At 68.7% G+C, this 23,958-nt stretch carries 18 protein-coding genes; 4 read left to right on the forward strand and 14 right to left on the reverse strand.

Features of this window, described 5'->3' with window-relative positions:
* Positions 1-10: 10 nt before the first annotated feature.
* From HCU76_RS15190 to HCU76_RS15220, 7 genes are all read right to left on the reverse strand, one after another.
* Positions 11-763: an ABC transporter permease gene (locus HCU76_RS15190; protein ID WP_218509841.1), complete on the reverse strand. Its 753-nt coding sequence runs from the start codon at positions 761-763 to the stop codon at positions 11-13.
* Between the two features lie 13 nt (positions 764-776).
* On the reverse strand, positions 777-1,625 hold the full coding sequence (locus HCU76_RS15195) for an ABC transporter ATP-binding protein (protein WP_218509842.1): 849 nt from the start codon (positions 1,623-1,625) through the stop codon (positions 777-779).
* Positions 1,622-2,635, reverse strand: a complete 1,014-nt coding sequence (locus HCU76_RS15200) for an ABC transporter substrate-binding protein (RefSeq protein WP_218509843.1) — start codon at positions 2,633-2,635, stop codon at positions 1,622-1,624. Before HCU76_RS15200 ends, HCU76_RS15195 begins: the two co-directional genes overlap by 4 nt.
* Positions 2,636-2,695: 60 nt before the next feature.
* Positions 2,696-3,868 carry a nitrilase-related carbon-nitrogen hydrolase gene (locus HCU76_RS15205; protein WP_218509844.1) on the reverse strand — a complete coding sequence of 391 codons (1,173 nt, stop codon included), beginning with the start codon at positions 3,866-3,868 and terminating at the stop codon, positions 2,696-2,698.
* Between the two features lie 28 nt (positions 3,869-3,896).
* Positions 3,897-4,388 carry an aconitase X swivel domain-containing protein gene (locus HCU76_RS15210; RefSeq protein WP_213954392.1) on the reverse strand — a complete coding sequence of 164 codons (492 nt, stop codon included), beginning with the start codon at positions 4,386-4,388 and terminating at the stop codon, positions 3,897-3,899.
* Positions 4,385-5,614, reverse strand: a complete 1,230-nt coding sequence (locus HCU76_RS15215) for an aconitase X catalytic domain-containing protein (protein WP_213954393.1) — start codon at positions 5,612-5,614, stop codon at positions 4,385-4,387. The genes HCU76_RS15210 and HCU76_RS15215 overlap by 4 nt, the downstream gene beginning before the upstream one ends.
* Before the next feature lie 82 nt (positions 5,615-5,696).
* Positions 5,697-6,518: a GntR family transcriptional regulator gene (locus HCU76_RS15220; protein ID WP_218509845.1), complete on the reverse strand. Its 822-nt coding sequence runs from the start codon at positions 6,516-6,518 to the stop codon at positions 5,697-5,699.
* Between the two features lie 253 nt (positions 6,519-6,771).
* Here HCU76_RS15220 and HCU76_RS15225 point away from each other — a divergent pair, with 253 nt between their 5' ends.
* From HCU76_RS15225 to HCU76_RS15240, 4 genes are all read left to right on the forward strand, one after another.
* Positions 6,772-6,939 carry a hypothetical protein gene (locus tag HCU76_RS15225; protein ID WP_218509846.1) on the forward strand — a complete coding sequence of 56 codons (168 nt, stop codon included), beginning with the start codon at positions 6,772-6,774 and terminating at the stop codon, positions 6,937-6,939.
* Positions 6,940-7,606: 667 nt separating this feature from the next.
* Positions 7,607-8,527: a DUF6502 family protein gene (locus tag HCU76_RS15230; protein WP_218509847.1), complete on the forward strand. Its 921-nt coding sequence runs from the start codon at positions 7,607-7,609 to the stop codon at positions 8,525-8,527.
* Between the two features lie 8 nt (positions 8,528-8,535).
* On the forward strand, positions 8,536-10,068 hold the full coding sequence (locus tag HCU76_RS15235) for a DUF5666 domain-containing protein (RefSeq protein WP_218509848.1): 1,533 nt from the start codon (positions 8,536-8,538) through the stop codon (positions 10,066-10,068).
* 270 nt (positions 10,069-10,338) lie between these two features.
* The gene (locus tag HCU76_RS15240) at positions 10,339-14,073 is read left to right on the forward strand and encodes a Dyp-type peroxidase domain-containing protein (protein WP_218509849.1); all 3,735 of its coding nucleotides are present in this window, start codon (positions 10,339-10,341) and stop codon (positions 14,071-14,073) included.
* Here the strand turns inward: HCU76_RS15240 and HCU76_RS15245 are convergent, their stop codons facing one another.
* The 7 genes from HCU76_RS15245 to HCU76_RS15275 form a co-directional block, all read right to left on the reverse strand.
* Positions 14,074-17,049 carry an AAA family ATPase gene (locus tag HCU76_RS15245; protein ID WP_213954398.1) on the reverse strand — a complete coding sequence of 992 codons (2,976 nt, stop codon included), beginning with the start codon at positions 17,047-17,049 and terminating at the stop codon, positions 14,074-14,076.
* Positions 17,050-17,282: 233 nt separating this feature from the next.
* Positions 17,283-17,999 carry a GntR family transcriptional regulator gene (locus HCU76_RS15250; protein ID WP_213954399.1) on the reverse strand — a complete coding sequence of 239 codons (717 nt, stop codon included), beginning with the start codon at positions 17,997-17,999 and terminating at the stop codon, positions 17,283-17,285.
* Positions 18,000-18,008: 9 nt separating this feature from the next.
* Positions 18,009-18,677 carry a cysteine hydrolase gene (locus tag HCU76_RS15255; RefSeq protein ID WP_218509850.1) on the reverse strand — a complete coding sequence of 223 codons (669 nt, stop codon included), beginning with the start codon at positions 18,675-18,677 and terminating at the stop codon, positions 18,009-18,011.
* Between the two features lie 268 nt (positions 18,678-18,945).
* Entirely contained in the window at positions 18,946-20,742 is a 1,797-nt protein-coding gene (locus HCU76_RS15260) for an ABC transporter ATP-binding protein (RefSeq protein ID WP_218509851.1), read from the reverse strand.
* 18 nt (positions 20,743-20,760) lie between these two features.
* Complete coding sequence (locus HCU76_RS15265) at positions 20,761-21,474, reverse strand: cysteine hydrolase family protein (protein ID WP_218509852.1); 714 nt, start codon at positions 21,472-21,474, stop codon at positions 20,761-20,763.
* Positions 21,475-21,942: 468 nt separating this feature from the next.
* Positions 21,943-22,863: an ABC transporter permease gene (locus HCU76_RS15270; protein ID WP_213954403.1), complete on the reverse strand. Its 921-nt coding sequence runs from the start codon at positions 22,861-22,863 to the stop codon at positions 21,943-21,945.
* Positions 22,860-23,945, reverse strand: a complete 1,086-nt coding sequence (locus HCU76_RS15275; protein WP_218509853.1) for an ABC transporter permease — start codon at positions 23,943-23,945, stop codon at positions 22,860-22,862. The genes HCU76_RS15270 and HCU76_RS15275 overlap by 4 nt, the downstream gene beginning before the upstream one ends.
* Between the last annotated feature and the right edge of the window lie 13 nt (positions 23,946-23,958).

Here is a 23,958-nt window from a genome sequence, read left to right on the forward strand (position 1 = left end):
AAGCCGTGCTTCATTGCCATGCCAGCAGCCTGACTTCGAGCCGGTTCATGCTCCACGTCACCAGCGAACCGACCAGCGCCAGCAGGAGCAGCAGCCCCATCACGCCGCTCATGTCGAAGGTGGAGGTGAGGTAGGCCACCTGCTGGCCGAGGCCGTGTTCCGACGCGAGGATCTCGGCGCCGACCACGCCGAGCAGCGAGTACACGAGTCCCAGCCGCAGGCCGGAGAACATGACCGGCGTGGCGCTGGGCAACGTCACCTTGAAGAACAACTGCCCCGGCCTGGCGCCCAGCGTGCGCGACAGCGTCAGCCAGTCGGCGCTCACGGCGCGCATGCCGGCGATGGTGCTCGACAGCACGATGAAGAAGGTGAGGCTCACCCCCACCGCGATCTTCGAGCCGATGCCCAGGCCGAACCACAGGATGAACAAGGGCGCCAGCGCGATGCGGGGCATGGCGTTGATGGCCGAGAGGTACGGCTCGCAGAACTTCTCGATGGCCGGGAAGTTGATGAACAGCAGCCCGGCCAGCACGGCCAGCAGGCTGCCCGCGATGAAGGCCAGGAAGGTCGCGCCGAGCGTCCAGCCCAGGTCGACCAGCAGGCTGCGGGAGACGAACAGGCCGTCCCACAGGAACAGGAAGATCGCGCTCGGCCGGCCGAACGACGTCGGCGCGAGCCATCCGGCCCGCGACGCGTATTCCCACGCGCCAAGGAACACGGCGAGGAACACCGCGTGCGCGGCGGGCATCCGAAAGCGGTTCATGTGCTGCTTCTCCTCAGTGCTCGGCGCCATGCATGGCCTGGTCGAGCGTGTTCCACAGTTCCGCATAGAGTTCGTGGAAGCGCGGGCTGGATTGCAGCTCGCGCACGGAGCGCGGGCGCGGCAGGTCGATCTCCACTTCGCGCACGATGCGCCCCGGGCGCGGCGTCATGACGATCACGCGGTCCGACAGGGTGATGGCTTCCGCCAGGTCGTGCGTGATGAAGACCACCGTGCGCTTCTCGCTGTCGTACAGGCGCATCAGCGTGTCGTGCAACATGATCTTGGTCTGCGCATCGAGCGCGCCGAAGGGCTCGTCCATGAGCAGCAGCGGCGAATCGAGGCAGAAGGTGCGGGCCAGCGCGACGCGTTGGCGCATGCCGTGCGACAGCGCCTTGGGCAGCGCCTTCTCGAACGAGGCCAGGCCGACCTGCGCGAGCAGGTGCCTCGCCTTCTGCTCGGCCTGCGCGCGCGGCACGCCGCGGATTTCCATGCCGTAGCAGGTGTTGTCGAGCGCCGTGCGCCAGGGCAGCAGGCAGTCGCGCGCCAGCATGTACGACACGGCTGGATTGCCCAGCGCCGGCTTCTGCCCGAACAGGCTGATGCGGCCCTCGTAGGGCTTGTCGACCAGCCCCGCGAGCAGGTTGAGCAGCGTGGTCTTGCCGCAGCCGCTCGGCCCGATGACCGACACGAACTCCTGCTGGGCAACGTTCAACGAGGTATCGGCGAGCGCCTGCACGCCGTTGCCGAAATCGAGCGAGACGTGATCCACCTCGACGGCATGCGGGCCTGTCGCCGGCGCGCGGCCCGGCCTGGCATGCGCAGCGGAATCGATGGGTACCACCTTGAGGGCCGCCGTGTTCATCGCGGGTCGAGCAGGAGGGTGGTGGTGTCGAAGCGCTGCGGCAACTGCTTCTTGTTCAGCAGGTGATCGGCATTCGCCTGCAACGCGACCTTGTCGAGCTTGAACACGGCCGCCGGCACCGACGCCTTGATCGCGGCGGCCAGGATCTTGTCGCCCTGCGGCTGGTTGAGCTTGAAATACTGCTGGTGGATCTTCAGCACCTCGTCGAAATTGGCCGGGTCCTGGTAGAAGGTTTCGGCATCGGTGAAGGCGCGGCGCAGCGCCTCGATCACCTGCGGTTTCTCCTTGGCGTACTGGGCGCGGATCCACAGGGGCGCGGCGGCGCCGTTGAGCTTGCGCAGTTCGGCACTGCCCTCGCCGCGCCGCATGTCCACCACCATCCTGCACGTCTTGAGCACTTCGCAGAACGCGGCCAGCGGCTCGAAGCTCAGCACCGCGTCGACCTGGTTGTTGGTGAGCGCGGGGTAGGCGGTGTCGGGCGCGCCGACCGCGACGAAGGTGACATCGGTGTTCGCCATGCCCGCGCCGGCCAGCAGTTCGACGAATTGAAGTTCGGCGCCCGAGCCGCGCGCGGTCACGCCGATCTTCTTGCCCTTGAGGTCGGCCATCACGGCCGGGTAGCCTTTGGCCAGGTTCGGCAGGTTCACCGTGTTGTTGGCGACCAAGAAGAAGTTGGTGTCGCGCAAGGCATTGCCGAGCACCTTCAGGTCAGCACCCTTGGCCGCCGCCTGCATGCCGACCTCGGCCGCCGCGCCACCCACGTCGATGCTGCCGCCGATGAGCGCTTGCAGCACCAGCGGTGCACCGGGGATGGTTTGCAGCGTGCACTTGAGCCCGTACTTCTCGCAAAACTGCTTGGCCACCACGACGCGGGCCAGCGGATTGCCGACGCCCGGGTAGTCGTTGATGCGCACCGTTTCGCCGCCGCCCAGGTTGGCTTGCGCCATGCACGTGGCCGCTGCTGCGAACAGGCCGAAGCCGGCAAGGATCGAACGCGAATATTTCTTCATGACATGTCCCTCGGTTCAGTTGTGCGTGGCCCATCGCCCTCGGGCGCGGGCTTCGTCGAATCAGCTGGCGCGCGCCTTCGGCGAGCGCTTGGCGTGAGCTTTCGCCTTTGAAGGCGCCTTCGACGATGGCGATGGCTTCGCGGCAGGTGTCGGCGCCGGCTCTTGTGGCTCCAGCGCCGAGCGCGTGAACACGCCGCGCGCTTCCAGCTTGCGCACGGTCTGCGTCATCACTTCCTCGGCGGCTTCGCGCCGCATGTGCTTGGTCTTGAGCGTCATGTTGGCCGGCCACACGCTCTTCTCGTAGATCAGGCGGAACAGCTCCGAGCGGATGTGCGGGATCCAGTTGAAGTTCTTCGCGTTGCTGCGGTGGTAGCGCAGCGCCTCGATGTTCAGCGGCGCCGACACGAAGCAGTCGTCATGCGAGTCGTTGAGGTGCATCAGCGAGCCGCGGTAGTCGACGATCATCGACTTGCCGCCGCAGAAGAAGCCCTGGCTCTGCTTGTCGTCGATGAAGTGGCGGCCGGTGTTGGGCGCGAGCACGTAGCAGGCGTTGTCGAGCGCGCGCGAGCGGTTCTGGATCTCCCAGGCGCCCTGCGTCGTCTTGTTCTCCATCGAGCTGGGGCGGTAGATGATCTCGGCGCCGTTCATGGCCACGCCGCGCGCGGTCTCGGGCAGGTTGCCTTCCATGCAGATGCAGGCGCCGATGTTGCCGATGGGCGTACGCGCCACCGGGAAGAAGGCGTCGAGGTCGTCGCCGAACATCTCCACCCACTGGTCGTACACGTCGTGCGGCGTGGTGCTGTGCTCGATGGTGAAGATGATGTTCTTGCGATGCTGGTGAATGATCTTGCCGGCCGGGTCGATGATGAACATCGTGTTGAAGAAGCGGTCCGGAAACTCGGGCATGCGCGCCTTGGCCTGCGCAATGATGTAGATGCCCCACTTCACCGCGCGCTCGGCCAGCACGTCGGTCACCGGGCCGGGAATGTCGATGGCGCCGCGTGCGGCATAGGCGGCGGAATCCCAGTCGCGCAGTTCGTCCGGAAAGCCCTGGATCGCGCCTTCGGCCAGCGCCAGCAGCTTCACCGGGTTCTCGATCGACGACAGCACCGCCACGTCGATCATGTTGCAGATGTGGTCGAGATTGCGCTTGAAGTTGGGCGTGTCGCTCAGCGAGTACATGCAGTCGAAGGTGCGCGTCTGCAGGCCGATGGCGGTGTAGATGGGGATCATGTCGTGGGTCCTTGCGAATCGTTGTCTGTCAGGCGGAGGCGCTGCGGGCGGGGCCGTGCACGCGCTGCGTGCCGGGCGCGAGTTCGGCGGTACTTTCGATCTCGTCGGCATCGAGCAGGCGGATGGTCATGGCCTCGGGGTCGATCTCGACCATGGCGCCATGCGCGATCTGCGCGGTGATGTCGCCATCGAAGCCGGCCAGCATCGTCACGTCGCCGAGGGCCGCACCCTGCGCGAGGATGGTGTTGACGGTGTTGAAGACGATGGCCACCGGCGCCATGTGACGCGAGCGCATCTCGTGCAGCATCCACGCGGTGGCCACGCCGCCCTTGGCGGTGTCGAGCACCAGCACGCGGTTGACATAGGACTGCCCTACCAGCTTGTGCGCCGGCCGCGAGAACACGCCCTGCAGGCGGTTGAGGTCGTAGCGCGCGGAAAAGCCGTCATGCGCGACCAGGGCCTGGCCGACGACGCGGCGCCCCATCGCATGGCGCGCCTTGAACACGGTGTTGCTGCTCATCGGAGGACCCCTGTTTCTGCAGCCTCGACGCAGCTGCGCATGGAGGCGAGCATCGGCACGTAGCCATAGCCGCCGAGGATGTTGACCAGCTTCGCGCTGTTGGTGGCCAGCCGCTTCCATCCCTTGGCCTCGCTCATCTCGCGCGCATACGACTGATAGAAGCACATGCCCGACAGCACGCTGCCACCCGCGTCCTCGATCGCCTCGGTGTAGCCGAAGCGGTCGCAGTCGGGCTTGACCTGCGGGCTGGTGACGGCGAGCAGCGGTCGCTTGAAGCGCCGGCCTTTGCACATCGCGGCCAGTTCGCGCAATTCGTAGATGCTCAACTGCGGCGCGGAGAACACGACCACGTCGATGGCGTCGTCCACTGCATAGCTCTGGCGCAACGCAACGATGTCCGATTCACCGATGCGATGCGCAACGGGCAGTTTGTCGCCGCCGACATCCGACAGGCGCTGCGCCTCGGGCGTGATGCCGACCAAGTGGAACAGCGCGGTCGAGCCGAAGCTCGCCATGGCCGCGCCGAAGTGCTTCAGCTCGTCGGAGGTTGGCGCGCGATCCAGTCCTTCGACCACCGGCACGGCCCAGTAGTTGCCTGCCAACCGGCCAATGACGCCGCCGAGCGCGCCCCAGTCGTTCAGCTCGCGCGGCGTCCAGTCGAGCCGTATGCGCAGCGTGGCCTGCCGCTGTGCGTCCAGGTGATAGCCGTAGCGCGGCGTGCGGCCGGTGAGCCCGGCCGCCAGCGCCGACGGACCGCCTTCGAAGTTGGAGCGCGCACCACCGACGGAATTCGAATAGATGACCACGCCGGTGTCGCCGAAGGCCACGTGCTCTCCGCGCGTCGCGGCCAGCACGGTCTGGTAGTTGATGCAGGTGTCCGTCATGCTGACGCCGAGGCGCTTGAATGCGCCGATCGCGCGCTGTTCGAGTTCGAGCATCCAGTCGGCCTGGCCCAGCATCGAGGCCTTCGAGAAGTCGGTGCCGCGCGGATCGGTGATCGTCGGGATGCGCACGCCGCCTTCTCGCGCGTCGGCCAGCTTCTCGAGCCAGACCACGCCGGCCTGCCCCAGGCTTTCGGTGTCGGCCATGATGTGCGCCTGCGTCACCGGCACGAAGTCGCGCGCGCCGAAGAAGTTGCCGACCTTGATCTGGTGCTCGATGGCGGTCCGGGCCACGGTGCCGGCCTCGCCGGCGAGCATGGCCTTCTCTTCGTCGTTCAGGGTCATGGCGCCTGAACCGGGCGGGACGGCCCGGCGTGGCTGATCGGGCGGCGCGACGCCGCGCTGTAGGACTTGTGCATGCAAGGGCTTATCTCCTGGCGGTGCGCGGTGCGCGCGTGGGGTGGGAAGCTGCGACGGATGCGCCCGGCGCGGTGGGACGCAGTGCGCTGGTCAGTTCCATCGGGCCCGGCACACTGAGCTTGAAGGTGTAGCGCTCCGGCACGATGTGGATGCGCATGTGTTCGCACGCCGCGCCTGTCACCGAGTACGACGTCCTCTGCATCAGCATCACGTGGCTGCGGGCGTCGAGCCCCAATTCGGCCGCCACCCCGTTGCTGGCCCGCGCGCACTGGATCGACACATCCGCGCTGCCGATGCGCACGCCCAGGAACTGCTGCAGGATTTCGTAGACGGCCAGTTGCTTCGCGCGCTCCTCACCCAGCTGGGCCGCTTCGGCCGGCAGGTAGGCTTCGACGACGGCGAAGGGCTCGCCGTCGACACAGTAGCGGCGGCGCAGGCGCACCGGCAGATCGAGGCCTTGCGGCAGGTCGCGGTCGACACGCCCGCTGGAGGCGGAGAACTCGAGCAATTCGGTTTGCGGCTCGATGCCCTGGCTGCGCAGCGCATCCTGGAAGCCCTGCAGCGTGCTGAGGTCCTGCTGGATGGCGGCACGCGTCACGAAGGTGCCCTTGCCGCGATGGGACACCAGCTGGCCATTGCCGGTGAGCAGCTGGATGGCCTGCCGCACGGTGACGCGGCTGATGCCGTACGTGGCCATCAGTTCCGCCTCGGTCGGCACTTTCTGCCCGGGCGCAAGGCGCGCGCTCGAAATCTCGTCGGCCAGGCGGTTCGCCAACTGCACGTAGAGCGGCTCGTGGCTCGACGCCTCGAGGGGCCGCGTATCGGGCATGGAAGAGCGAAGGTTGGCGGCGGACACTGGTAAGTTGTATTAAATCGTCTTAATACATTGAAGCACAACAACATCCGATGAGCATCCGGGTTTCACCTGACGCGTCTTAGACCGTCGTCTCCGCCGTCTTATCTCGCCGTCTCTTGCTGCGCCGGGCGCTTCGCCTTGCGCCTGCCTCCATTCCGGATCAGAGGTGCCCGGGAGCGTCGTTGGCGTTGTGGCCAGGTGCGTCGTCCGCGGCATGGCCGACACCATGAGGCGCTGCGTTGGCGGCGTCGTGACCCGGCGCGTCGTCTGCGGCGTGACCCACGCCATGAGGTCCCGGGGCGTTGGCGTCATGGCCCGGTGCGTCGTCTGGCGCATGGCCTACGCCGTGGCCGGCCCCTTGGGCTGCGCCGTGGCCGCCGTGACCGCTTCCTGAATTGCTCGCGCTGGCGCTGCTGCTTGCGGCTGCGCCCGAAGCGCCGGAGCCGGAGCCGGAGCCGGAGCCGGAGCCGGAGCCGGAGCCGGAGCCGGAGCCGGAGCCGCCTGACCCTGACCCTGACCCTGACCCAGACCCTGACCCAGAGCCCCCCGACCCTGCCGAGCCACCGGATCCACCAGCCCCCGCGGATCCACTTGAACTACCCGATCCACTCGACCCGCCCGATCCGGCTGAACCACCCGAGGCGCTCCCGCCTGCAGAGCCACCCGATCCACCGGAGGAACCCGACCCGGCCGAACCGCCCGATCCACCCGAGCCTCCTCCGCCCCCGCTACCCCCGCTACCCCCGCTACCCCCGCTACCCCCGCTACCCCCGCTGCCTCCGCTACCTCCGCTACCGCTTCCACCGCCACCGCCCCCACCACCGCCGTGCGCCAATGCCGCACTCATGGTCATACCCAACGCCAATGCCACGATGCCGGCCGAGGCCGTCCTTCTGAATTTGTCCATGCTGCTCTCCATCAAAGTTGATGGCGTGTGAAATTTACCCACGCCTGAACTGGAGACTACGTGTGAAATTTACCCACGTCAATCTTTTGTGTGATTATTTCCCACGAGTTTCAACTAGACTCATTTGCCGGCCCTGCCTTGTTCTCCTGTGCCCATGCCCGAAGACACCCCTCCTTCCAACGTCACGCCACCGCGCGCATTCGTGCAGGCGCTGCGCCATGCGCTGCGGCCTCTGGTCAAGCTCATGCTGTCGCGCGGCGTGACGTTCACCTATGCGAGCGAACTGTTGAAGTCGCTGTTCGTCGAGGTGGCCGACCGCGATTTCCGGCTCGACGATAAGGTGCCGACGGACAGCCGCGTGAGCCTCGTATCCGGCGTGCATCGCAAGGAGGTGAGCCGCCTGCGTCTGGCGATGGAGTCCGGTGAGGAGACCATTCCCGAAGTGGTCTCGCTGGGTGCGCAGGTGGTCGCGCAGTGGATGGGCGCGCCGCCGTACATCGACGAGGCCGGCGCACCCCTGCCGCTGGCCCGGTTTGCTAGCGAAGGCGCCGAACTGTCGTTCGAGGCGCTGGTCGCGCGCGTGAACCGCGACATCCGCCCGCGCGTGGTGCTGGACGAGTGGCTGCGCCTGGGGGTCGTGCACATCGACGATGCGGGCCACGTGTGCCTGAACGCCGGCGCTTTCGTGCCGACCAAGGGCTTCGATGAAATGAGCTTCTACCTGGGACACAACCTGCACGACCACGCCGAGGCGGCAGCGCACAACCTGATGGGGGGCCAGCCGCCGTTCATGGAGCGCAGCGTTCATTACGACGGGCTCGGCAGCGAGGCTGTTTCGAAGTTGGCAGAGCAAGCAGGCACGCTGGGGATGCAGGCGCTGGTCGCGGTCAACAAGAGCGCGCTGGCATCGGCGAAGCGGGCCGGCGGCGGCGATGCTTCCACGCGGCAGCGCATGACTTTCGGGGTGTACTTCTATGCCGAGGATTCGGCGCCCGCGGTTGCACCGCCCGCAGCTGCTGCGCTGGCGGCATCGGCTGCATCGGCTGCGAAGAAAAAAGCAAAGGGTCCGAAATGACCGGGCGCATGCCTCGCTCGCTTGCAGCGGGTGCGCTGCTCGGCCTAGCGCTGCTGCTGCCGGTCGTGGGAGTGCATGCGCAATCCACCAACATCTGCGAGCGCGGTGCATCGTTGGTGAACCCGACCGCGCGCGCTTCGCTTGCGTCGGGCGGCGACAGCGGCGGCAGCGGCGGCATAGGCGGCATAGGCGGCACGGGCATCACGGCACGCGCCAGTGGCGAAGGTGCCACGGGTGGCATCGGCGGCACGGGCGTCACGGCCCGCGCGGGCGATCCGACCGGCGGCATCGGCGGCACTGGCATCGTCGGCGTGATCACGGGCTTCGCGAGCATCTGCGTCAACGGCGTCGAGGTGCAGTTCGACACGCGCACGCCGGTCTTTGACAACGGCCAGTCGACGAGTGCGCGCGAATTGGCCGTGGGCCAGGTGGTCGCGGTGCGCGCGACGGGCGCGGGCAACGACATGCGTGCCCAAGGCATTGCGGTGATGCACGCGCTGGTCGGGCCGATCGAAGCCATCGATGGCGGCGCGGGAACGGTGCGCGTGCTCGGGCAGACGGCAAGGGTGCGTCCGGCCGACGCGCTGAACGGCAAGCGCATCGGCGATTGGGTGCGGCTCAGCGGACACCGGCAGTCGGACGGCCTGCTCGTGGCTTCGCGCATCGAGGTGCGGCCCGCCAACGCCACCGCCACCACGACCCGACTGGCGCAGGTCGCGGGTCGTGTGGAGGCGGTCACGCCCGATGCCATGCAGGTCAGCGGCACGCGCGTGCGGCTGGATGCGCGCGCGGCACCACGCAATATCGAGCGCGGCGCCGAAGTGCTTGTCACCGGCCGCTGGATCGGCGACGCGCTGGTGGCGCAACACGTGACGGTCGACCCGACGGCCAACCAGTTGGGACAGGTGCGCGACGTCGTGCTCGAAGGCTATGTGCGGGAACTCGGCGGCGGGTCGATGAGCCTCGACAGGGGCGGCAGCCTGCAACTCGATGCACAGGCGCGTGTGGCGGGGGGTAGCCCGGCTGATCTCGTGGTGAATCAGTTCGTGCGCGTGACGGGCCGCATGGATGCGCAGCGGCGCATCGTGGTGGATCAGGTCTTGATCGAGGCGGGCGGGCCGGGCGGAGGGGCTGGCGGCGGCTCGGGTTCATCCAGCACTTCCGGTTCGTCGAGTTCGGGGCATGGGTCGAGTGGGTCGAGTGGGTCGGGTAGCTCGAGTGGTTCGGGTGGTTCGGGTGGTTCGGGCAGTGACTCCAGCGGCTCTGGCGGCTCTGGCGGCTCTGGCGGCTCTGGCGGCTCTGGCGGCTCTGGCGGTTCAGGAACCTCGGGCGGATCGGGAAGTTCCGGCGGTTCCAGCGGCGGCAGCGGCAGCGGCGGTGGCAGTGGTGGCAGTGGTGGCAGTGGTGGCAGTGGTGGCAGTGGTGGCAGTGGTGGCAGTGGTGGCAGTGGTGGCAGTGGTGGCAGCGGTGGCAGCGGTGGCGGCGGTGGTGGCGGCAGTGGTGGAAGCGGAGGCGGCGGAGGCGGCGGTAGCGGCAAGTAGCTGACCATCCCCACCCCGGCGCGACGATCCGGCGCACGCCGCACCTCCCCCGCATTGGGGGTGCCATCACCGATGCCTTGTCCCACCATGTCACCCCGCCGTCCGTCACCAACCGATCCGCACGCCCGCCTCCCGGGAGCCTCGTCATGGGCTTCCGCCATTGACGAGCGTCGGCTTTGTCACGACAACTGCGGGACACCACAGGGGGTCATGCGCGACCGTGCAACCCGTCAAGACGACGGCGCGGCGCGCACCACAAGGAGCGCGGAAATGGGGCCAACAACGATCAAGCGAAGCACCGTCCTTGGCGGCATCACCAACCTCTCGGTGCTGGCGCCGGTCAAGAAAGGCATGGTGATCGGCTTCGAGCCCATCAGCTATCTCGAACGTTTGCGCAAGGTGCTCGACGCGCTGTACTCGGCGCGCCAGAACGTGCGCGAATCGGAGCTGCTGCAGCCGGTGTTCCCTGATTCGGTCGGCCAGTTCGGCATCATCGACCACTTCCGCTATGCCCTGGTCCCGCCGGTGCCCGGCCTGCCGCTCGACGAGGCGCAGCCGGAAGACGGCACCTGGCGCCTGTCGCTCAACGTGACCTTCGACGGCGGCTGGGAGCCCTACATGCGGGTGATCTACCGAGACCTGGGCGAACTGCTCGACCTGCTGTTCTGCAACTGCGACGACTACCCCGGCTCCAAGACCTCGCGCTACGAGGACTATTGCGCCTGGGTGCGCCGCAACGAAGTCGCGGGCGGCACCTTCTATGCCGATTCGGTGATGCCGCTGGGCGACCACGAATACCTGGCGGAAGTGGAGAAGGCGCAGCGCGAAGGCGGCGGCGACGCGACCACCGACGCAGCCATCGCCAGGCTGGCCCTGGCCTCGGAGCCGAAGGCGCGCAAGGACGCGCAGGACCGCGCGCTGAGCGGCGGGCTGAAGACCGTCGTCAGCGCGCTGGTGCTGCCCTTGCGCACCCTCACCGGCCTGTACCGGCTGTCCGTCTACTTCCCGCCGGGCGACGCTGCCAACCACGATGGCGACCGGGGCACGCTGCGCCGTTTCGCCCAGTCGGTGCTGCGAGGCTCCATCGACCTGATGACCTTGCTGGACAAGCCCAGCACCCCGGGACATGCCGATTGGGTCGCTGCCCAGGCCAAGCTGGTGCCCTACGCCGACCAGCTGAAGTGGCTGCTGGGCGCGTCCCCCGCGACCTTGCCGGCGCCCGCCGACCCGCCCTTCGATCCGGCGCGGATCCAGAGCCACATCCTCACCAACAAGGAACCCGTCACGCATGCCTGCGTCGTGTTGCTGCGCGTGAAGGACCCCGCGCTGGCGCGCAGCTCGCTCTCGGCGCTCGCGCCCCGCTGCGGCGTGCTGGCCGGCACCGGCATCGCCTTCACCGTCGGCTTCACGCATGCGGGGCTGGCGGCACTCGGGATCGCGAAGTCCCGCCTCGCGGGCTTTCCGCAGGAATTCGCCGAGGGCATGGAGGCGCGCAGTTCGCTGCTCGGCGACGTGCGCGCCAACCATCCGGACCGCTGGAACCGGCCGCCGGCCTGGCGCCATGAAGACAGCGGGAACCGGGTCGACATGAAGGCCGTGCACGTGCTCGTGCACCTGCGGCTGCGGGACCCGAAGAATTCCTCGTTCGGGTTGCACCCGCTGCTGGCGGCCGAGGTGGATGCACTGGATGCGAAGTCCGGCCTGCGTGTGCTCGCCGTCCAGCCGACCTTCGCCGTGCGCAATGCGCAGGGCGAAATGGCGGGCCACCTGAACTTTGCCGATGGCATCAGTCAGCCGAGGATCGACCCCACCATGGCCCCTGCGGCGGACCCGCCCCCGCCATTCGACGATCGGGTCTGGCCCGGCGAAGTGCTGCTCGGCCATGCCAACAACCGCAAGGACCCGGCGAACCCGGGCATCGACCCGTTGCGGCTGGACGGCACCTTCGTGGCGGTGCGCAAGCTGCGCCAGAACATGGACACGCTGGACGCCGCCATGTCCGGGCACACGCAGCCCGAGCGCGACGACCTGCTGAGCCGCATGATGGGTCGGCAACGCGACGGCACGCCGCTGGTGCCGCTGCCGCCCGGGGCCGGCCAAAACGACTTCAACTACGACAAGGCCAGCGACGCCTGCCCCTATCACTCGCACATCCGTCGCGCCAACCCGCGCGACCGCCGGCAATACACGCCACGCATCATCCGCCGGGGCATGTCCTATGGCCCGCCGGTGGCCACCGACCCGTCCGCGGAGCGCGGCCTGGTGTTCATGGCCTATTGCGCCAGCCTGTCGGAGCAGTACGAGACGCTGCAGCGCTGGATCACCGGCGGCAACAGCAGCGGCGTGGGCTCTGCGCAGGGGGACGCCTTCCTGCGCGTGCCGCAGATCGGCGAGAAGTACACCTTCCGCTACCTCGACAAGAACGGCAACGTGGCCCGCTTCGTCCTCGATGACAAGCCGCTGGTGCACCTGGAGTGGGGCCTGTATGCGTTCGTGCCGTCGCTGGCCGCACTGTCGACGCTCGATGCCTGGCAGGCAGAACTGCCGAAGGCCTGCAAGCCCGCCGATCCGCCCCCGCCGACCGCGGAGCAGCTCGAAGAGGCCGAGCGGGAGCAGGTGCGGCAGCGGCTGGACGACCCCGACAGGGCGCCGGCCGCCTGGAAGCTCGTGCGCGAGGGCGCCAAGGACGCCCCGGCCTGCACGGCCTACGGCCACCTGCTCGGCACCTACGCCGAGGTGCTGGACGTCATGAAGGACGATGGCATCCGCTACTCGGTCCAGGGCTACGGCGATCGCATGGATCAATCGATCGGCCTCAACCTGCTGGGCCTGGACGGCGCCAGGCACACGGCGCAACTGGCCCTCAACACGGCTGTCCTGAACATCGATGAAAAGACCGCCTACAACCGGACACTCGCCGTGGTGAAGGGCCTGCTCGCCGACGCCACGAAGTTCCCGGACCTGCCCTCGCCCCTCAAGGATGACGTGGTCCGGCGACCGGTCGACACGTTGACCCTCGCAGACTACGTGATGGCCGCGCTGTGCACCCACTGGATCGGGCTGCCGGAGGCGCACGGCACGTACATGGTCCCCGGCGGCCGCGTCGAGGAGAACCCTCCGACGCCGCGTTGCCCGGGCAACTTCGCCACCGCATCGCGCTACATCTTCTCGCCGCAGCCGCGCGACGGGGTGGAGAAAGAAGGCCGGGCCCAGGGCAAGGCGGTCCTGAAAGCCGTGCAGGACTGGCTCCGCGAAAACGGCGCCGCCGGATTGGGCTCGCTCGCCCAGGAGATCCTCGCCGGCCTGAACAAGACCTCCACCACGCCGGTTTCCGTCACCGATCCGATCTTCGCGCTCAACCTGGCCGGCGTGCTGCTCGGCTTCCCGCCCACGGTGGAAGGCAACTTCCTGCGCACCATGGAGACCTGGATCAAGGAAGAGACCCTGTGGGAATGCCAGCAGGCGCTGTTCGACGCCACCGGCGGTGCGGAACCCAGCTACGACCAGGCCAACGCGGCGCTGCGCAAGCCGCTGCTGGCCACCATGCGCAAGCGGCCCGTGCCGGAGATGCTGTGGCGCTGCCCGGTCGACGCCAAGGGGGCGGTCGACAAGCAGCCGAAGAACCACGTCGTGCTGGGCCTCACCTCGGCCTTGACGGACCCCGCGGCGCCCGACGCGCTGATGTTCGGCCGCAACCAGCCCGACGAGGCCGGCGGCAGCCCGTGCGCGCCCAACGAGACCGTGCATGGCTGCCCCGGCTACTACATGGCGATGGGCGTGATGCTGGCCATGTTCGCGGGCCTGCTGAACGCCGGCTCCCTGCGGCCGACCGGCTCGCCGGTGCTGCTGATCCTGACGCCGAAGCCGACGCCGACGCCGACCCCGCCGCCCGCCGGGTTGCCACCGACGACCGCACTGGTGGCCGAATTGGTATCGCTGGCCGCATCCGCACCCGCCATGGGCACGACTTCCGCCGCAGCCGATGAGACGCCTACCGACTGCTGATTAGCTGGCCGCGCTCAGGGCCGCCCCGGCGGGCGCCGTCTCGCGCTCGTCGCGCTTGCCCGCCTCCATCGCCGACTGCAGCCACAGCGCTTCCGCGAGGTGCCAGCGCATGCCCATGCGCTCGAATCCGGCGATGGCAGCGTCGAGCAGGGCGTTCTCGCGCTGGCCGCGATGCTGCCAGGCGATCTCGGCGGCGCACAGTTGCGTGACCGCGATCTCGTGCGCCGAATCGCGTGCCCGCCCCGCCTGCATCGCGCGGTCGAGGTAGTGCTGCACGCGCTCAGGGCGGTGCGCCGAGACGCCGCGGGCCAGCGCGCGGTAGCTCATGGCCGCGCCCAGCAGGTCGCGCTGGCGGCTGCGCCGCAATGCCAGCGCGGCATGGCGGCGGACCTCGGCATGGCGTCCCGCGTGGGTCAGGCCTGCGGCCAGCCAGCCGTGGTTGAGCGAACGGAACAGGCCGCTCTGGCGCGGCTGCAGCCACGCCGTCACGTCGATGATGGTCTGCAGGCATTCCGGCCGGCGCGTCAGCATCCAGCTGGCGAAGGCATCCATGGCGCGCGCCACCGACAGCTGCGTGAGGCTGCGCGTAGCCTCGGCGAAGCGCCCGGATTCCCTGGCAGCGGCGCTCGCTTCCTCCCAGCGTCCCTGCCACAGCAGGACGGCGGCGTGCAGGCCATGGACCGTGTTGCCGATCTCGTGGGTGATGCCGGTGATGGAGCCCAGCGCTTCGTCGAAGCATTCATGCGATTCGGCGAACTGCCCGCGATCGCCGAGCAGGAAGCCCCGGCAGGACAGCGAGAAGGCCAGCCCGACATTGACATGGCGGCTGCTGCGATGCTGCTTCTTCACGGCGATGGCCTCGTCCAGCAGCGCCAGCGCGCGGTCGTAGTTGGCGGCGGCGTGGTGCGCTTCGCCGAGCGCGGCCACCACCTGCACCACCAGCTTTTCGTCCTGCGTCGCCCGCGCCTCGACCAGCGCCCGCTCGCAGTGCGCGACTGCCGCGCGGCCATCGCCCAGCCCATAGCTGATGTAGCCCAGCCAGTAGTGCGCGTGCCCGATGATCGACGCGTTGCCATAACGCTCGGCCAGTTCCACCGCGCGCACGTAAAGGGCCAACTCGCTGCGCACCGGGTCGAACACGCAGACACGGCCCAGCCGGTGCGCGATGGAGACCCAGTGCAAGGCCACCGCCGGGCTCTCCGGCAGGCGGTCCAGTGCGGCCAGCGCCACCCGGTACAGCGCGCGGGCGCGGTCGAGCGCGGAGGCCGACAGCGCCTTGTCGCCCGCCAGCTCGGCATAGCGGGCCGCCTGCACCGCATCGCCGCCGGCATCGAAGTGCATGGCCAGCGCCTCCAGGGCCTCGTCCTGCGCTTCTGTGGCGCTGTGCGCCTGCATGGCCTCCGCGATGCGCAGGTGCAGCGACTGGCGCAGATGCAGGCCGACCGATTCGTAGATGATGTCGCGCGTGATGCCGTGCTTGAAGCGCAGCGTTCCGGCCCGCTCGCCGGGGAAGATGAAGTCCTGCTCGGCCAGACCCAGTTGCAGGGGGCCATCCGCGCGCTGCCCGGTGATGCTTTCAAGCAGCCAGGCGGGGATCACGTTGCCGATCACCGCGGCTGCGCGCACCAGCTCGATCTGCGGCGCCGACAAGTGCTGCACGCGCGATTCGACCAGCCGGTTCAGCCAGCCGGCGCCCTGCGCCCGTCCCAGGCGCCGCCCGCCATCGCCGCGCGCGGCGGAATGGCACAGCTCTTCGAGGAACAGCGGGTTGCCATTGGCATGCCGGCAGATCTCCTCGGCCACGAACGGGTCGAGCACGTGCAGGCGCGCCGCGATGGCGCGCCGGGCTTCATCGTCGGACAGCGGCGCCAGCTCGATGGTCTGGTCGGCCGCGACGGGCGCATTGGCAGCCGATGTGATGCGCGTGGACAGCACGACCAGCAAGCGGCTGTCAGTGCGCTTGCGCAGCGCGGCCAGCACCTGGTGCGAGGCATCGTCGGCCCACTGCCAGTCGTCGACGAACAGCAGCAGCGGCCGTTGCCCGGCCAGCCGGGCGAACAGGGCATCGAAGGCGTCCGGCGTGTGAGGCTGCGCCTCGTCGGCCACCGCCTGCAGCATGTGGTGGAAGGGCTGCAGCGGCTCGGCGCCGAGTGCGCTTTCGCAATAGCCGCGCAGCACGGTGCACCCGCGCTGCACCACCCGGCTCAGGAAGTGCTCGACCAGTCGCGTCTTGCCCATGCCCGGCGGCCCGGCCACGGCCACCGAACGGGTGCGCCCCTCCATGGCGTCGTCCATGGCGCGTTCCAGCAACGCGAGTTCCGCGCGGCGTCCGACAAAGGCGGTGGACCCGTGGCGCGACGAGGCGCTGAAGCTCTCCGCCAGGCTGGCGCGGGCGTCGACGCGGTACACCAGCAGGGGTGCGGCGCGGCCCTTGACCTGCAGCAGTTGCGGCGGCCCGGTCACGAAGAAGCGACTCGCCGGACCGAGCGTCTCCTCGCTGACCAGGATCTCGTGCGGACCCGCGGCATCGGACAGGCGCGAAGCGACGTTGGGCACCGGCCCCAGCAGTTCGAAGCGACCCAGCTCGACGTCGCCGGTGCTCATCAGCACCAGCCCGGAATGGATGCCGGTGTGCAGGCAAAGGTGCCGGCCGGCCGGCAGGTAGGGCCGCAGGTCGCGGATGCGCTGGTGCATCTCGAGCGCTGCCGCGACGGCGCCGCGCCCGTCGTCCTCGCGCGTGACCGGATAGCCGAACATGGCCAGCAGGCCGTCGCCCTGCACGCGCACGACGATGCCGCCATGGCGCGGGATGGCATCGTGGTAGACCTTGCGCACGGCGGCGAGCACAGTCGCGTAGTGCTCGGCCTCCATGATCTCGGCCAGTTCAGTCGACTGGGAGAGGTCGGCAAACAGCAGGGTCAGGTAGCGCCTGCCCAGGGCCATGCCGGCCTTCTCCCCATGCGCATCGTCTTTCATCGGAATCGGTATCCCACGGCTTCGGTGCAACGGTCGAATGGATCGACCGCCCGGCACGCTGTTGCTTGTTGCGCCAAGGGTCCGCCGGAATTTGCCACAAGTCAATCGGCTGTGCATCCGGCGTTTCGCGAGTCCGCGTCGGCGCAAGCCAGTTCGCGCGCGGCGCAGAAGGCGTGAAGATTCCGTAGCGAGGGCGCCGAGGTCGGCGTCCGCAGTAGGAATATTCACACCTTCTACAAGGCGGAGTGGCGGGCTAGGTGTACCTGATGCAAGGTGATCTTGCGCACCTCGGCCTGGCTGGTCTCGATGTGCGCGCGCAGCAGCATCGCGGCCTGGTCGCCGCGGTTGGCGCGAATGGCCTTGAGGATCTTGGCGTGTTCGTCGTAGGTGGCTTCGATGCGCGGCTGCATGGTGAAGTCGAGCCTGCGGATGATGCGGATGCGGTCGGTCAGGTCGCGGTGCACGCGGGTCATCTCGGCATTGCCGGCGGCCGCCACCAGCGCGCAGTGGAAGGCCTCGTCCCATTCCGCGACCTGGGCGTTGTCGGAACTGCGTTGCGCCTGCGGCACCAGCCAGATGGTGCCCAGCGCGCTGAGCATCTGGCGGTTGATGCGGCGATCGGTCTCGCAAAGGCGGTGCACGGCCGTGGTTTCGAGCACCATGCGCAGGTCGTAGAGCTGCTCGAACTGGTCGAAGTCGAAGGGCAGCACGCGCCAGCCGCTGCGAAACAGCACTTCCACGAATCCCTCTTGCTGCAGCCTGAACAAGGCCTGCCGCACAGGGGTGCGCGAAACGCCCAGGCGCTCGCTGATCTCGTTCTCGGTGAAGCGATCGCCGGGGACCATGCGGAACTCCGCGATGTCGCGCTTGAGTTGCGCATAGACCTCGTCGGCGCGTGTGCGGAACACGACGACGTCGGTGTCTGCGGTGGAGGCGTAGACGGCGGTCACCGAGGGATCTTAGGCGGGGTTCCGCAGGGCAGCCAGCAATGATTTGCTCGGCGCCGTCCAGCCGACGATGGCGCCTTGCGCGCGGATCATCTCGACGGCGGCGGCCTTGAATTCGGGGAAGTAGCTTTCGGTGCAATCCTCGAGCAGCAGGCTGTCGTAGCCGCGATCGTTGGCTTCGCGCATGGTGGTCTGCACGCACACTTCGGTGGTGACGCCGGCGAACAGCAGGTGTGTGATGCCGCGCGCCTGCAGGATCTCGTGCAGGCCGGTGGCGTAGAAGGCGCCCTTGCCGGGCTTGTCGATGACGAGCTCGCCGTCGATGGGCGCGAGCGCGTCGATGATCTGGTTGCCGGGTTCGCCCATGACGAGGATGCGGCCCATGGGCCCTTCGTCGCCGATGCGCAGCTTGGGATTGCCGCGACCGCGCTTGGCGGGCGGGCAGTCGGACAGGTCGGGCTTGTGCGCCTCGCGGGTGTGGACGACGAGGCCGCCGGCCTGGCGCCACGCTTGCAGCACGGCCTGCGTGGCAGGCACGATAGCTTCGAGGAGCTTGACGTCGTTGCCCAGGGTCTCGCCAAAGCCGCCGGGCTCGATGAAGTCGCGCTGCATGTCGATGATGACGAAGGCGGTCTTCTGGATGTCCAGGGGATACGGGAAGGGAGCGGCTTCGATTTGCACTTTCGTCCTTTGGAGGTGGTCAGGCGGGCTTGTCAGTGGCGCGGCGATGGGTCAAGGTGCGGTCGCTGTTTTCGAGGTTGGCAGGTGGCGGGTGGCAGGGACGTTCGGGTGGCAGGGACGCTCGGCGTGCGGGGACCGGGGGCGGTGACGTTCGGGGGTGCGGCAGCGGGCTGCATGCGAAGTGCTCCGGGGGCCTTCACTGTGCCGGCCGCTTCGCGGCTGCCCTGCAGTGCTCGCGTCCGGCGGGGTCCACATGAACTCGCTTCGCTCAGACAGCATGTGGCCCTGATCCGCCGAACGCTGCGCGCTTCGGCGGCACAGAGGCGGCGCCCGGAGCACTTCGCATGCCACCCGCCGCCGTGGGTACGCTCGTGGGTGTGACTCCCTCTCCCTCCGGGAGAGGGCTGGGGTGAGGGCCGGGGCCGTCGGCCACCACGGCGCCGTGATGTTGATGTTCCCCACCGCCCATGTGCGCGCCGAGGACATGCCGCTCGGCCGTGGCGGCATCGGTCTCGTACACGATGCGGCCCTCGCTCATCACCACGATGCGGTCGGCCAGCTCCAGCAGTTCGTCTATGTCCTCGCTGATCAGCAGCACGGCGCCACCCTTCTCGCGCACCTGCACGATGCGGGTGTGGATCTCGGCGACGGCGGCGAAGTCCAGGCCGAAGACCGGGTTCGCGGCGATCAGGACGTTGATGTCGCCGGCGAGTTCGCGCGCCAGCACGGCGCGCTGCACGTTGCCGCCGGAGAGGCTGCGGATCGGCGCGCCCTCGCCCTGCGTCTTGACGCCGTACTCCGCGATCCACTCGCGTGCGCGGCTGCGCCACTTCGGGAAGCGGAGCATGCCGCCGCTGGCCAAGGGGGGCTGGTCGAAGTCGCGCAACGCCATGTTCTCGGCCACGCTCAGGTCGCCGACGCAGGCGTTGCGCAGCGGTTCCTCGGGCAGGCTGCGGACCTTGAGCCTGCGGTTTTCCTCGCGCTTCGCGTCATAGCGCTGGCCGCGCACCGTCACCTTGCCGGAGAGGCGCGGGCGCTGGCCCACGAGCGCCTCGACCAGTTCGCGCTGGCCGTTGCCCGACACGCCGGCCACGCCGAGGATCTCGCCGGCGCGCACCTGCAGGCTCAGCTCATGCACCGCCAGCGTGCCGCGGTCGCCCTGCGCGACGAGCTTCTCGACGCTCAGGGAGATCGCTGCATCGGCGGCCACCGGTTTCACGCCGTGGATCGCGCGGCCGCTGAGCGCGGCCTTCTCGCCCTCGTCGCCGAGGGCCAGTTCGGGTGGCGGGGCATCGCTCTCGCCCATCATCGCGGCGGCCAGTTGCTTGGGGCTGGTCTCAGCCACGCTGCAATGCTTGACGGCCTTGCCACGGCGCAGCACGGTCACGTTGTCGGCATAGGCCATCACCTCGCGGAACTTGTGCGTGATGATCAGGACCGTGCACTGGCCGCTGCGCGCGAACTCGCGCACATGGCCCAGCACCTCGTCGGCTTCCTGCGGCGTCAGCACGGAGGTGGGCTCGTCGAGGATCAGCAGGCGCGGCTTCAGGTAGAGCTGCTTGAGCAGTTCCAGCTTCTGCTTCTCGCCGGCCGCGAGCGAGGACGGGGTCACGTCCAGGTCAAGGCTGAAGGGTGTGGTCGCGAGGAATGCCTTCAGCTCCGCGCGCTTGGTCTTCCAGTCGATCAGCGCGGGCGTCTTGCCACCGGCCAGCAGCAGGTTCTCGGCCACCGTCATGCCGGGCGCCAGCGTGAAGTGCTGGTAGACCATGCCGATGCCGAGCTCGCGCGCGATGATCGGGTTGTGGATGTGTTCCTCGCGGCCATCGATCAGCACCGCGCCCTCTTCGGCCACCTGGAAGCCGGCCACGCATTTCACGAGCGTGCTCTTTCCTGCCCCGTTCTCGCCGAGCAGCGCATGCACGGTGCCGGGCTCGACGCGCATGGTCACGCTGTCCATCGCGGTGAAGGCGCCGAAGCGCTTGGTGAGCTGGAAGGTGTCGAGCGCGAGCGCACCGGTGCCGCGGGGCAAGGCGCCGATGGGTTGGGTGGGGGTGTCGTCAGCCATGGTGTCCTTCAGTCTTGGTCACGCGACGACCGCCAGCAGCGCGGTGGATTCGGCATGTGCGCCGAAGACTCCGCCCTGCATGGTGATCATCTTCAGCGCGGCGAGGTGGTTGCCGTGGTCGGTCGCGGCCGTGCAGTCCGACAGCAGCAGGCATTCGAAGCCGCGGTCGTTGGCGTCGCGCATGGTGGTGTGCACGCAGACGTCGGTGGTGATGCCGGCGAGGATCAGATTCTCGGTGCCGCGCGTGCGCAGGATCAGCTCCAGGTCGGTCGCGTAGAACGATCCCTTGCCGGGCTTGTCGATGACGACCTCGCCGGGCAGCGGCGCGAGCGCGGGGATGATGTCCCAGCCCGGTTCGCCGCGCACGAGGATGCGGCCGCACGGCCCGTCGTCGCCGATGCCGACGCCGTTGGCGCCGATCTGCCGCGAGCGCCAGCGCTTGTTGGCGGGCAGGTCGGCCAGGTCGGGACGGTGGCCTTCGCGCGTGTGGATGATGGCGAAGCCCAGCGGCCGCAGCGCGGCGAGCGTGCGCGCGATGGGTTCGATGGGCGCCTGCACCAGGGACAAGTCATAGCCCATCACGTCGACGTAGCCGCCCTTGCCGCAGAAGTCGGTCTGCATGTCGATGACGATGAGCGCGGTGTTGTCGGGGCGCAGGTCGCCGTTGTACGGCCACGGGTAGGGTTGCGCGGCGACGTGCCGTTCGGTGTGGATCGCGGTGATGGCGTTCATGGCGTGTTCGTCACTTCATCGGGTTCGCGCGAGACCGTGGCCGAGGTCGTCGGTGCGAGAAAGGGAGCGAGTTGCGAGCGGGGCGAGTGCCGAGCGCACTGGGTATCCCCCTCCGCGAATGTCCCCCGCCTTCGGCTCCTCCTTTATTTCGCTGCGGGGGACACCCAGCACCCTCGGCACAGGACAGTGCACGTCATGCGGGCCGATCGACGACCGCGCGTCTGGATCACGTCGACGGTGTGCTCCCCGCAGCGAAATAAAGGAGGAGGCCGCAGGCCGGGGGACATTCGCGGAGGGGAGTACGCCGTCGGCGTGATCCCGCCCCCAGTCCGCAACCGAATCCGAATCCGAATCCGAATCCGAATCCGAATCCGAATCCGACAACATAGCCAAGCCGAGGGGCCGCCTCACGTCAAGGCCCCTTCGAAGGGAGTCCGGCCAATCGAAGCGAGCAAGCATCGCGCAGACCTATCGCGTCGACGACAACTCGCCCGGGCTGCCGATCGCCACGCTGCCCGGCTTGCAGGTCAGCACCAGGATCACCAGCGTCAGCACATAAGGCACGGTGTTGAACAGGTGATAGCCCCAGCCCACGCCCACCGATTGCAGGGCCGGCCCGAGCGCGCCCGCGCCGCCGAACAGCAGCGCCGCACCCACGCAGCGCAGCGGGCTCCAGCGCGCAAAGATCACCAGCGCCACGGCGATGAGGCCCTGGCCGCTGGAGATGCCTTCGTTCCAGCTGCCCGGATAGAACAGCGTGAGCGATGCGCCGCCGAGCCCGGCGATCGCGCCGCCGGCGGTCGTCGCCGCGATGCGGATGCCCGACACCGAATAGCCCAGCGCCCGCGTCGCATTGGCCGAATCACCCGCCATGCGCACCAGCAGCCCGGCACGCGTGCGCGCGAAGGCCCACCAGAGGAAGACCGCGAGCACGATGCCGATCGGCACCAGCGCATTCACCTGCAGCGCGGCGCGCACGGCCGAGTTGTCGCTCCAGTCGCCCAGCGGAATCGCCGGGATCTGCGGCGCCTGTGGCTGGATCAGCGGCTTGCCCAGGTAGAAGGCCAGGCCGGTGCCGAACAGCATCAGCGCGATGCCGGTGGCCACGTCGTTGACGCGGTCGAGCGAGCACAGCAGGCCGTGCAGCAATGCGAGCGCCGCCCCGGCCGCCGCGCCGATCAACACGCCGAGCCAGGGCGAGCCGGTGAGATAGGCCCCGCCGAAAGACGACATGGCCGACAGCACCAGCACGCCTTCGAGGCCGAGGTTGATGCGGCCCGACTTTTCCGTGAGGCATTCGCCCAGGCTCACGAACAGGAAGGGTGCGCCCACGCGCAATGCGCCGCCGACGATGCCCGCGACAAGCGCAATCCATTGATCGGCGGTCATGCGTGGCCCTTCAGTTTCAAGAGCTTCGGTTGCATCGGATGCGGCATCCGGTTCTTGATGAGGTTCTTCCAGTCCACCAGACGCAGCCCCTCGCTCGCGAGGATCAGCACGAAGGCGATGCCCTGCAGCACCTGCACCGACGCATCGGGCAATCCGAGGCGACGTTGCAGCAGGCTGCCGGCCGCGCCGAACCCGCCGAACAGGATGGCCACCGGGATGATCGCGATCGGGTTGTGCCGCGCGATGAAGGCGACCAGGATGCCGGCGTAGCCGTAGCCCGCGATGAGCGATGCGTTGGCATTGGTGTGAACCGCCGCCACTTCCACCGCGCCGGCCAGGCCCGCGCAGGCGCCGCCGACGGCGCACGCGCCGAGGATGAGTTGCGTCGCGGGCAGGCCGACCAGTTGCGCGGTGCGCGGGTTGCCGCCCACCACCCGCACCGAGAAGCCCGACGCCGTGACGCGCAGCCACAGCCCCAGCGCAACGCAGGCCACCACGCCGATGGCCAGGCCCCAGTGCACGTCCGAACCCATCATGCCGCCGATGAGCATGCCTTCGTTCAACGGGTAGGTGGAAGGCTTGTTCAGGCTGGACGGATCGCGCAGCGGCCCCTCGACGATGTGCTTGAAGATGCCGATCGCGATGTAGGCCAGCAGCAGGCTGCTGATGGTCTCGTTGATGCCGCGGTACTGGCGCAGCCAGCCGGCCAGCATGATCCACAGCGCGCCGGCAATGGCGCCTGCGATGCAGACCAGCAACGTGCCGATGATGTTGCCCGGCAGCGGCACCGCATGGGCCAGCGCCGCGCAAGCCAGCCCGCCCAGCACCAGCGCGCCTTCGCCACCGATGATGATGAGGCCGGCGCGCGCCGGTATCGCCACGCACAGCGCGGTGAGCATCAACGGCGCAGCGCGCTGCAGGGTGTTCTGCCAGGAGAACCAGTCACCGAACGCGCCCTTGAACAGCGTGACCCAGACGTCGACCGGGCTCACGCCGGCAAACCACACGAGGATGCCGAACAGCAGCAGCGCCGCCGAGATGGCGATCGCCGGCAGTGCGATTTCCTTCAACCAGTTGGGCATGGCTTCTCGTCGC

The organism is Variovorax sp. dw_308, from assembly GCF_019207085.1.
GTDB lineage: Bacteria > Pseudomonadota > Gammaproteobacteria > Burkholderiales > Burkholderiaceae_C > Variovorax.

Excerpts from the sequence above, each read along its gene's own strand:
- HCU76_RS15190 (WP_218509841.1), bottom strand. The coding sequence starts at position 763 with ATGAACCGCTTTCGGATGCCCGCCGCGCACGCGGTGTTCCTCGCCGTG.
- HCU76_RS15195 (WP_218509842.1), bottom strand. The coding sequence starts at position 1,625 with ATGAACACGGCGGCCCTCAAGGTGGTACCCATCGATTCCGCTGCGCAT.
- HCU76_RS15200 (WP_218509843.1), bottom strand. The coding sequence starts at position 2,635 with ATGAAGAAATATTCGCGTTCGATCCTTGCCGGCTTCGGCCTGTTCGCA.
- HCU76_RS15205 (WP_218509844.1), bottom strand. The coding sequence starts at position 3,868 with ATGATCCCCATCTACACCGCCATCGGCCTGCAGACGCGCACCTTCGAC.
- HCU76_RS15210 (WP_213954392.1), bottom strand. The coding sequence starts at position 4,388 with ATGAGCAGCAACACCGTGTTCAAGGCGCGCCATGCGATGGGGCGCCGC.
- HCU76_RS15215 (WP_213954393.1), bottom strand. The coding sequence starts at position 5,614 with ATGACCCTGAACGACGAAGAGAAGGCCATGCTCGCCGGCGAGGCCGGC.
- HCU76_RS15220 (WP_218509845.1), bottom strand. The coding sequence starts at position 6,518 with ATGCCCGATACGCGGCCCCTCGAGGCGTCGAGCCACGAGCCGCTCTAC.
- HCU76_RS15225 (WP_218509846.1), top strand. The coding sequence starts at position 6,772 with ATGAGGCGCTGCGTTGGCGGCGTCGTGACCCGGCGCGTCGTCTGCGGC.
- HCU76_RS15230 (WP_218509847.1), top strand. The coding sequence starts at position 7,607 with ATGCCCGAAGACACCCCTCCTTCCAACGTCACGCCACCGCGCGCATTC.
- HCU76_RS15235 (WP_218509848.1), top strand. The coding sequence starts at position 8,536 with ATGCCTCGCTCGCTTGCAGCGGGTGCGCTGCTCGGCCTAGCGCTGCTG.
- HCU76_RS15240 (WP_218509849.1), top strand. The coding sequence starts at position 10,339 with ATGGGGCCAACAACGATCAAGCGAAGCACCGTCCTTGGCGGCATCACC.
- HCU76_RS15245 (WP_213954398.1), bottom strand. The coding sequence starts at position 17,049 with ATGAAAGACGATGCGCATGGGGAGAAGGCCGGCATGGCCCTGGGCAGG.
- HCU76_RS15260 (WP_218509851.1), bottom strand. The coding sequence starts at position 20,742 with ATGGCTGACGACACCCCCACCCAACCCATCGGCGCCTTGCCCCGCGGC.
- HCU76_RS15265 (WP_218509852.1), bottom strand. The coding sequence starts at position 21,474 with ATGAACGCCATCACCGCGATCCACACCGAACGGCACGTCGCCGCGCAA.
- HCU76_RS15270 (WP_213954403.1), bottom strand. The coding sequence starts at position 22,863 with ATGACCGCCGATCAATGGATTGCGCTTGTCGCGGGCATCGTCGGCGGC.
- HCU76_RS15275 (WP_218509853.1), bottom strand. The coding sequence starts at position 23,945 with ATGCCCAACTGGTTGAAGGAAATCGCACTGCCGGCGATCGCCATCTCG.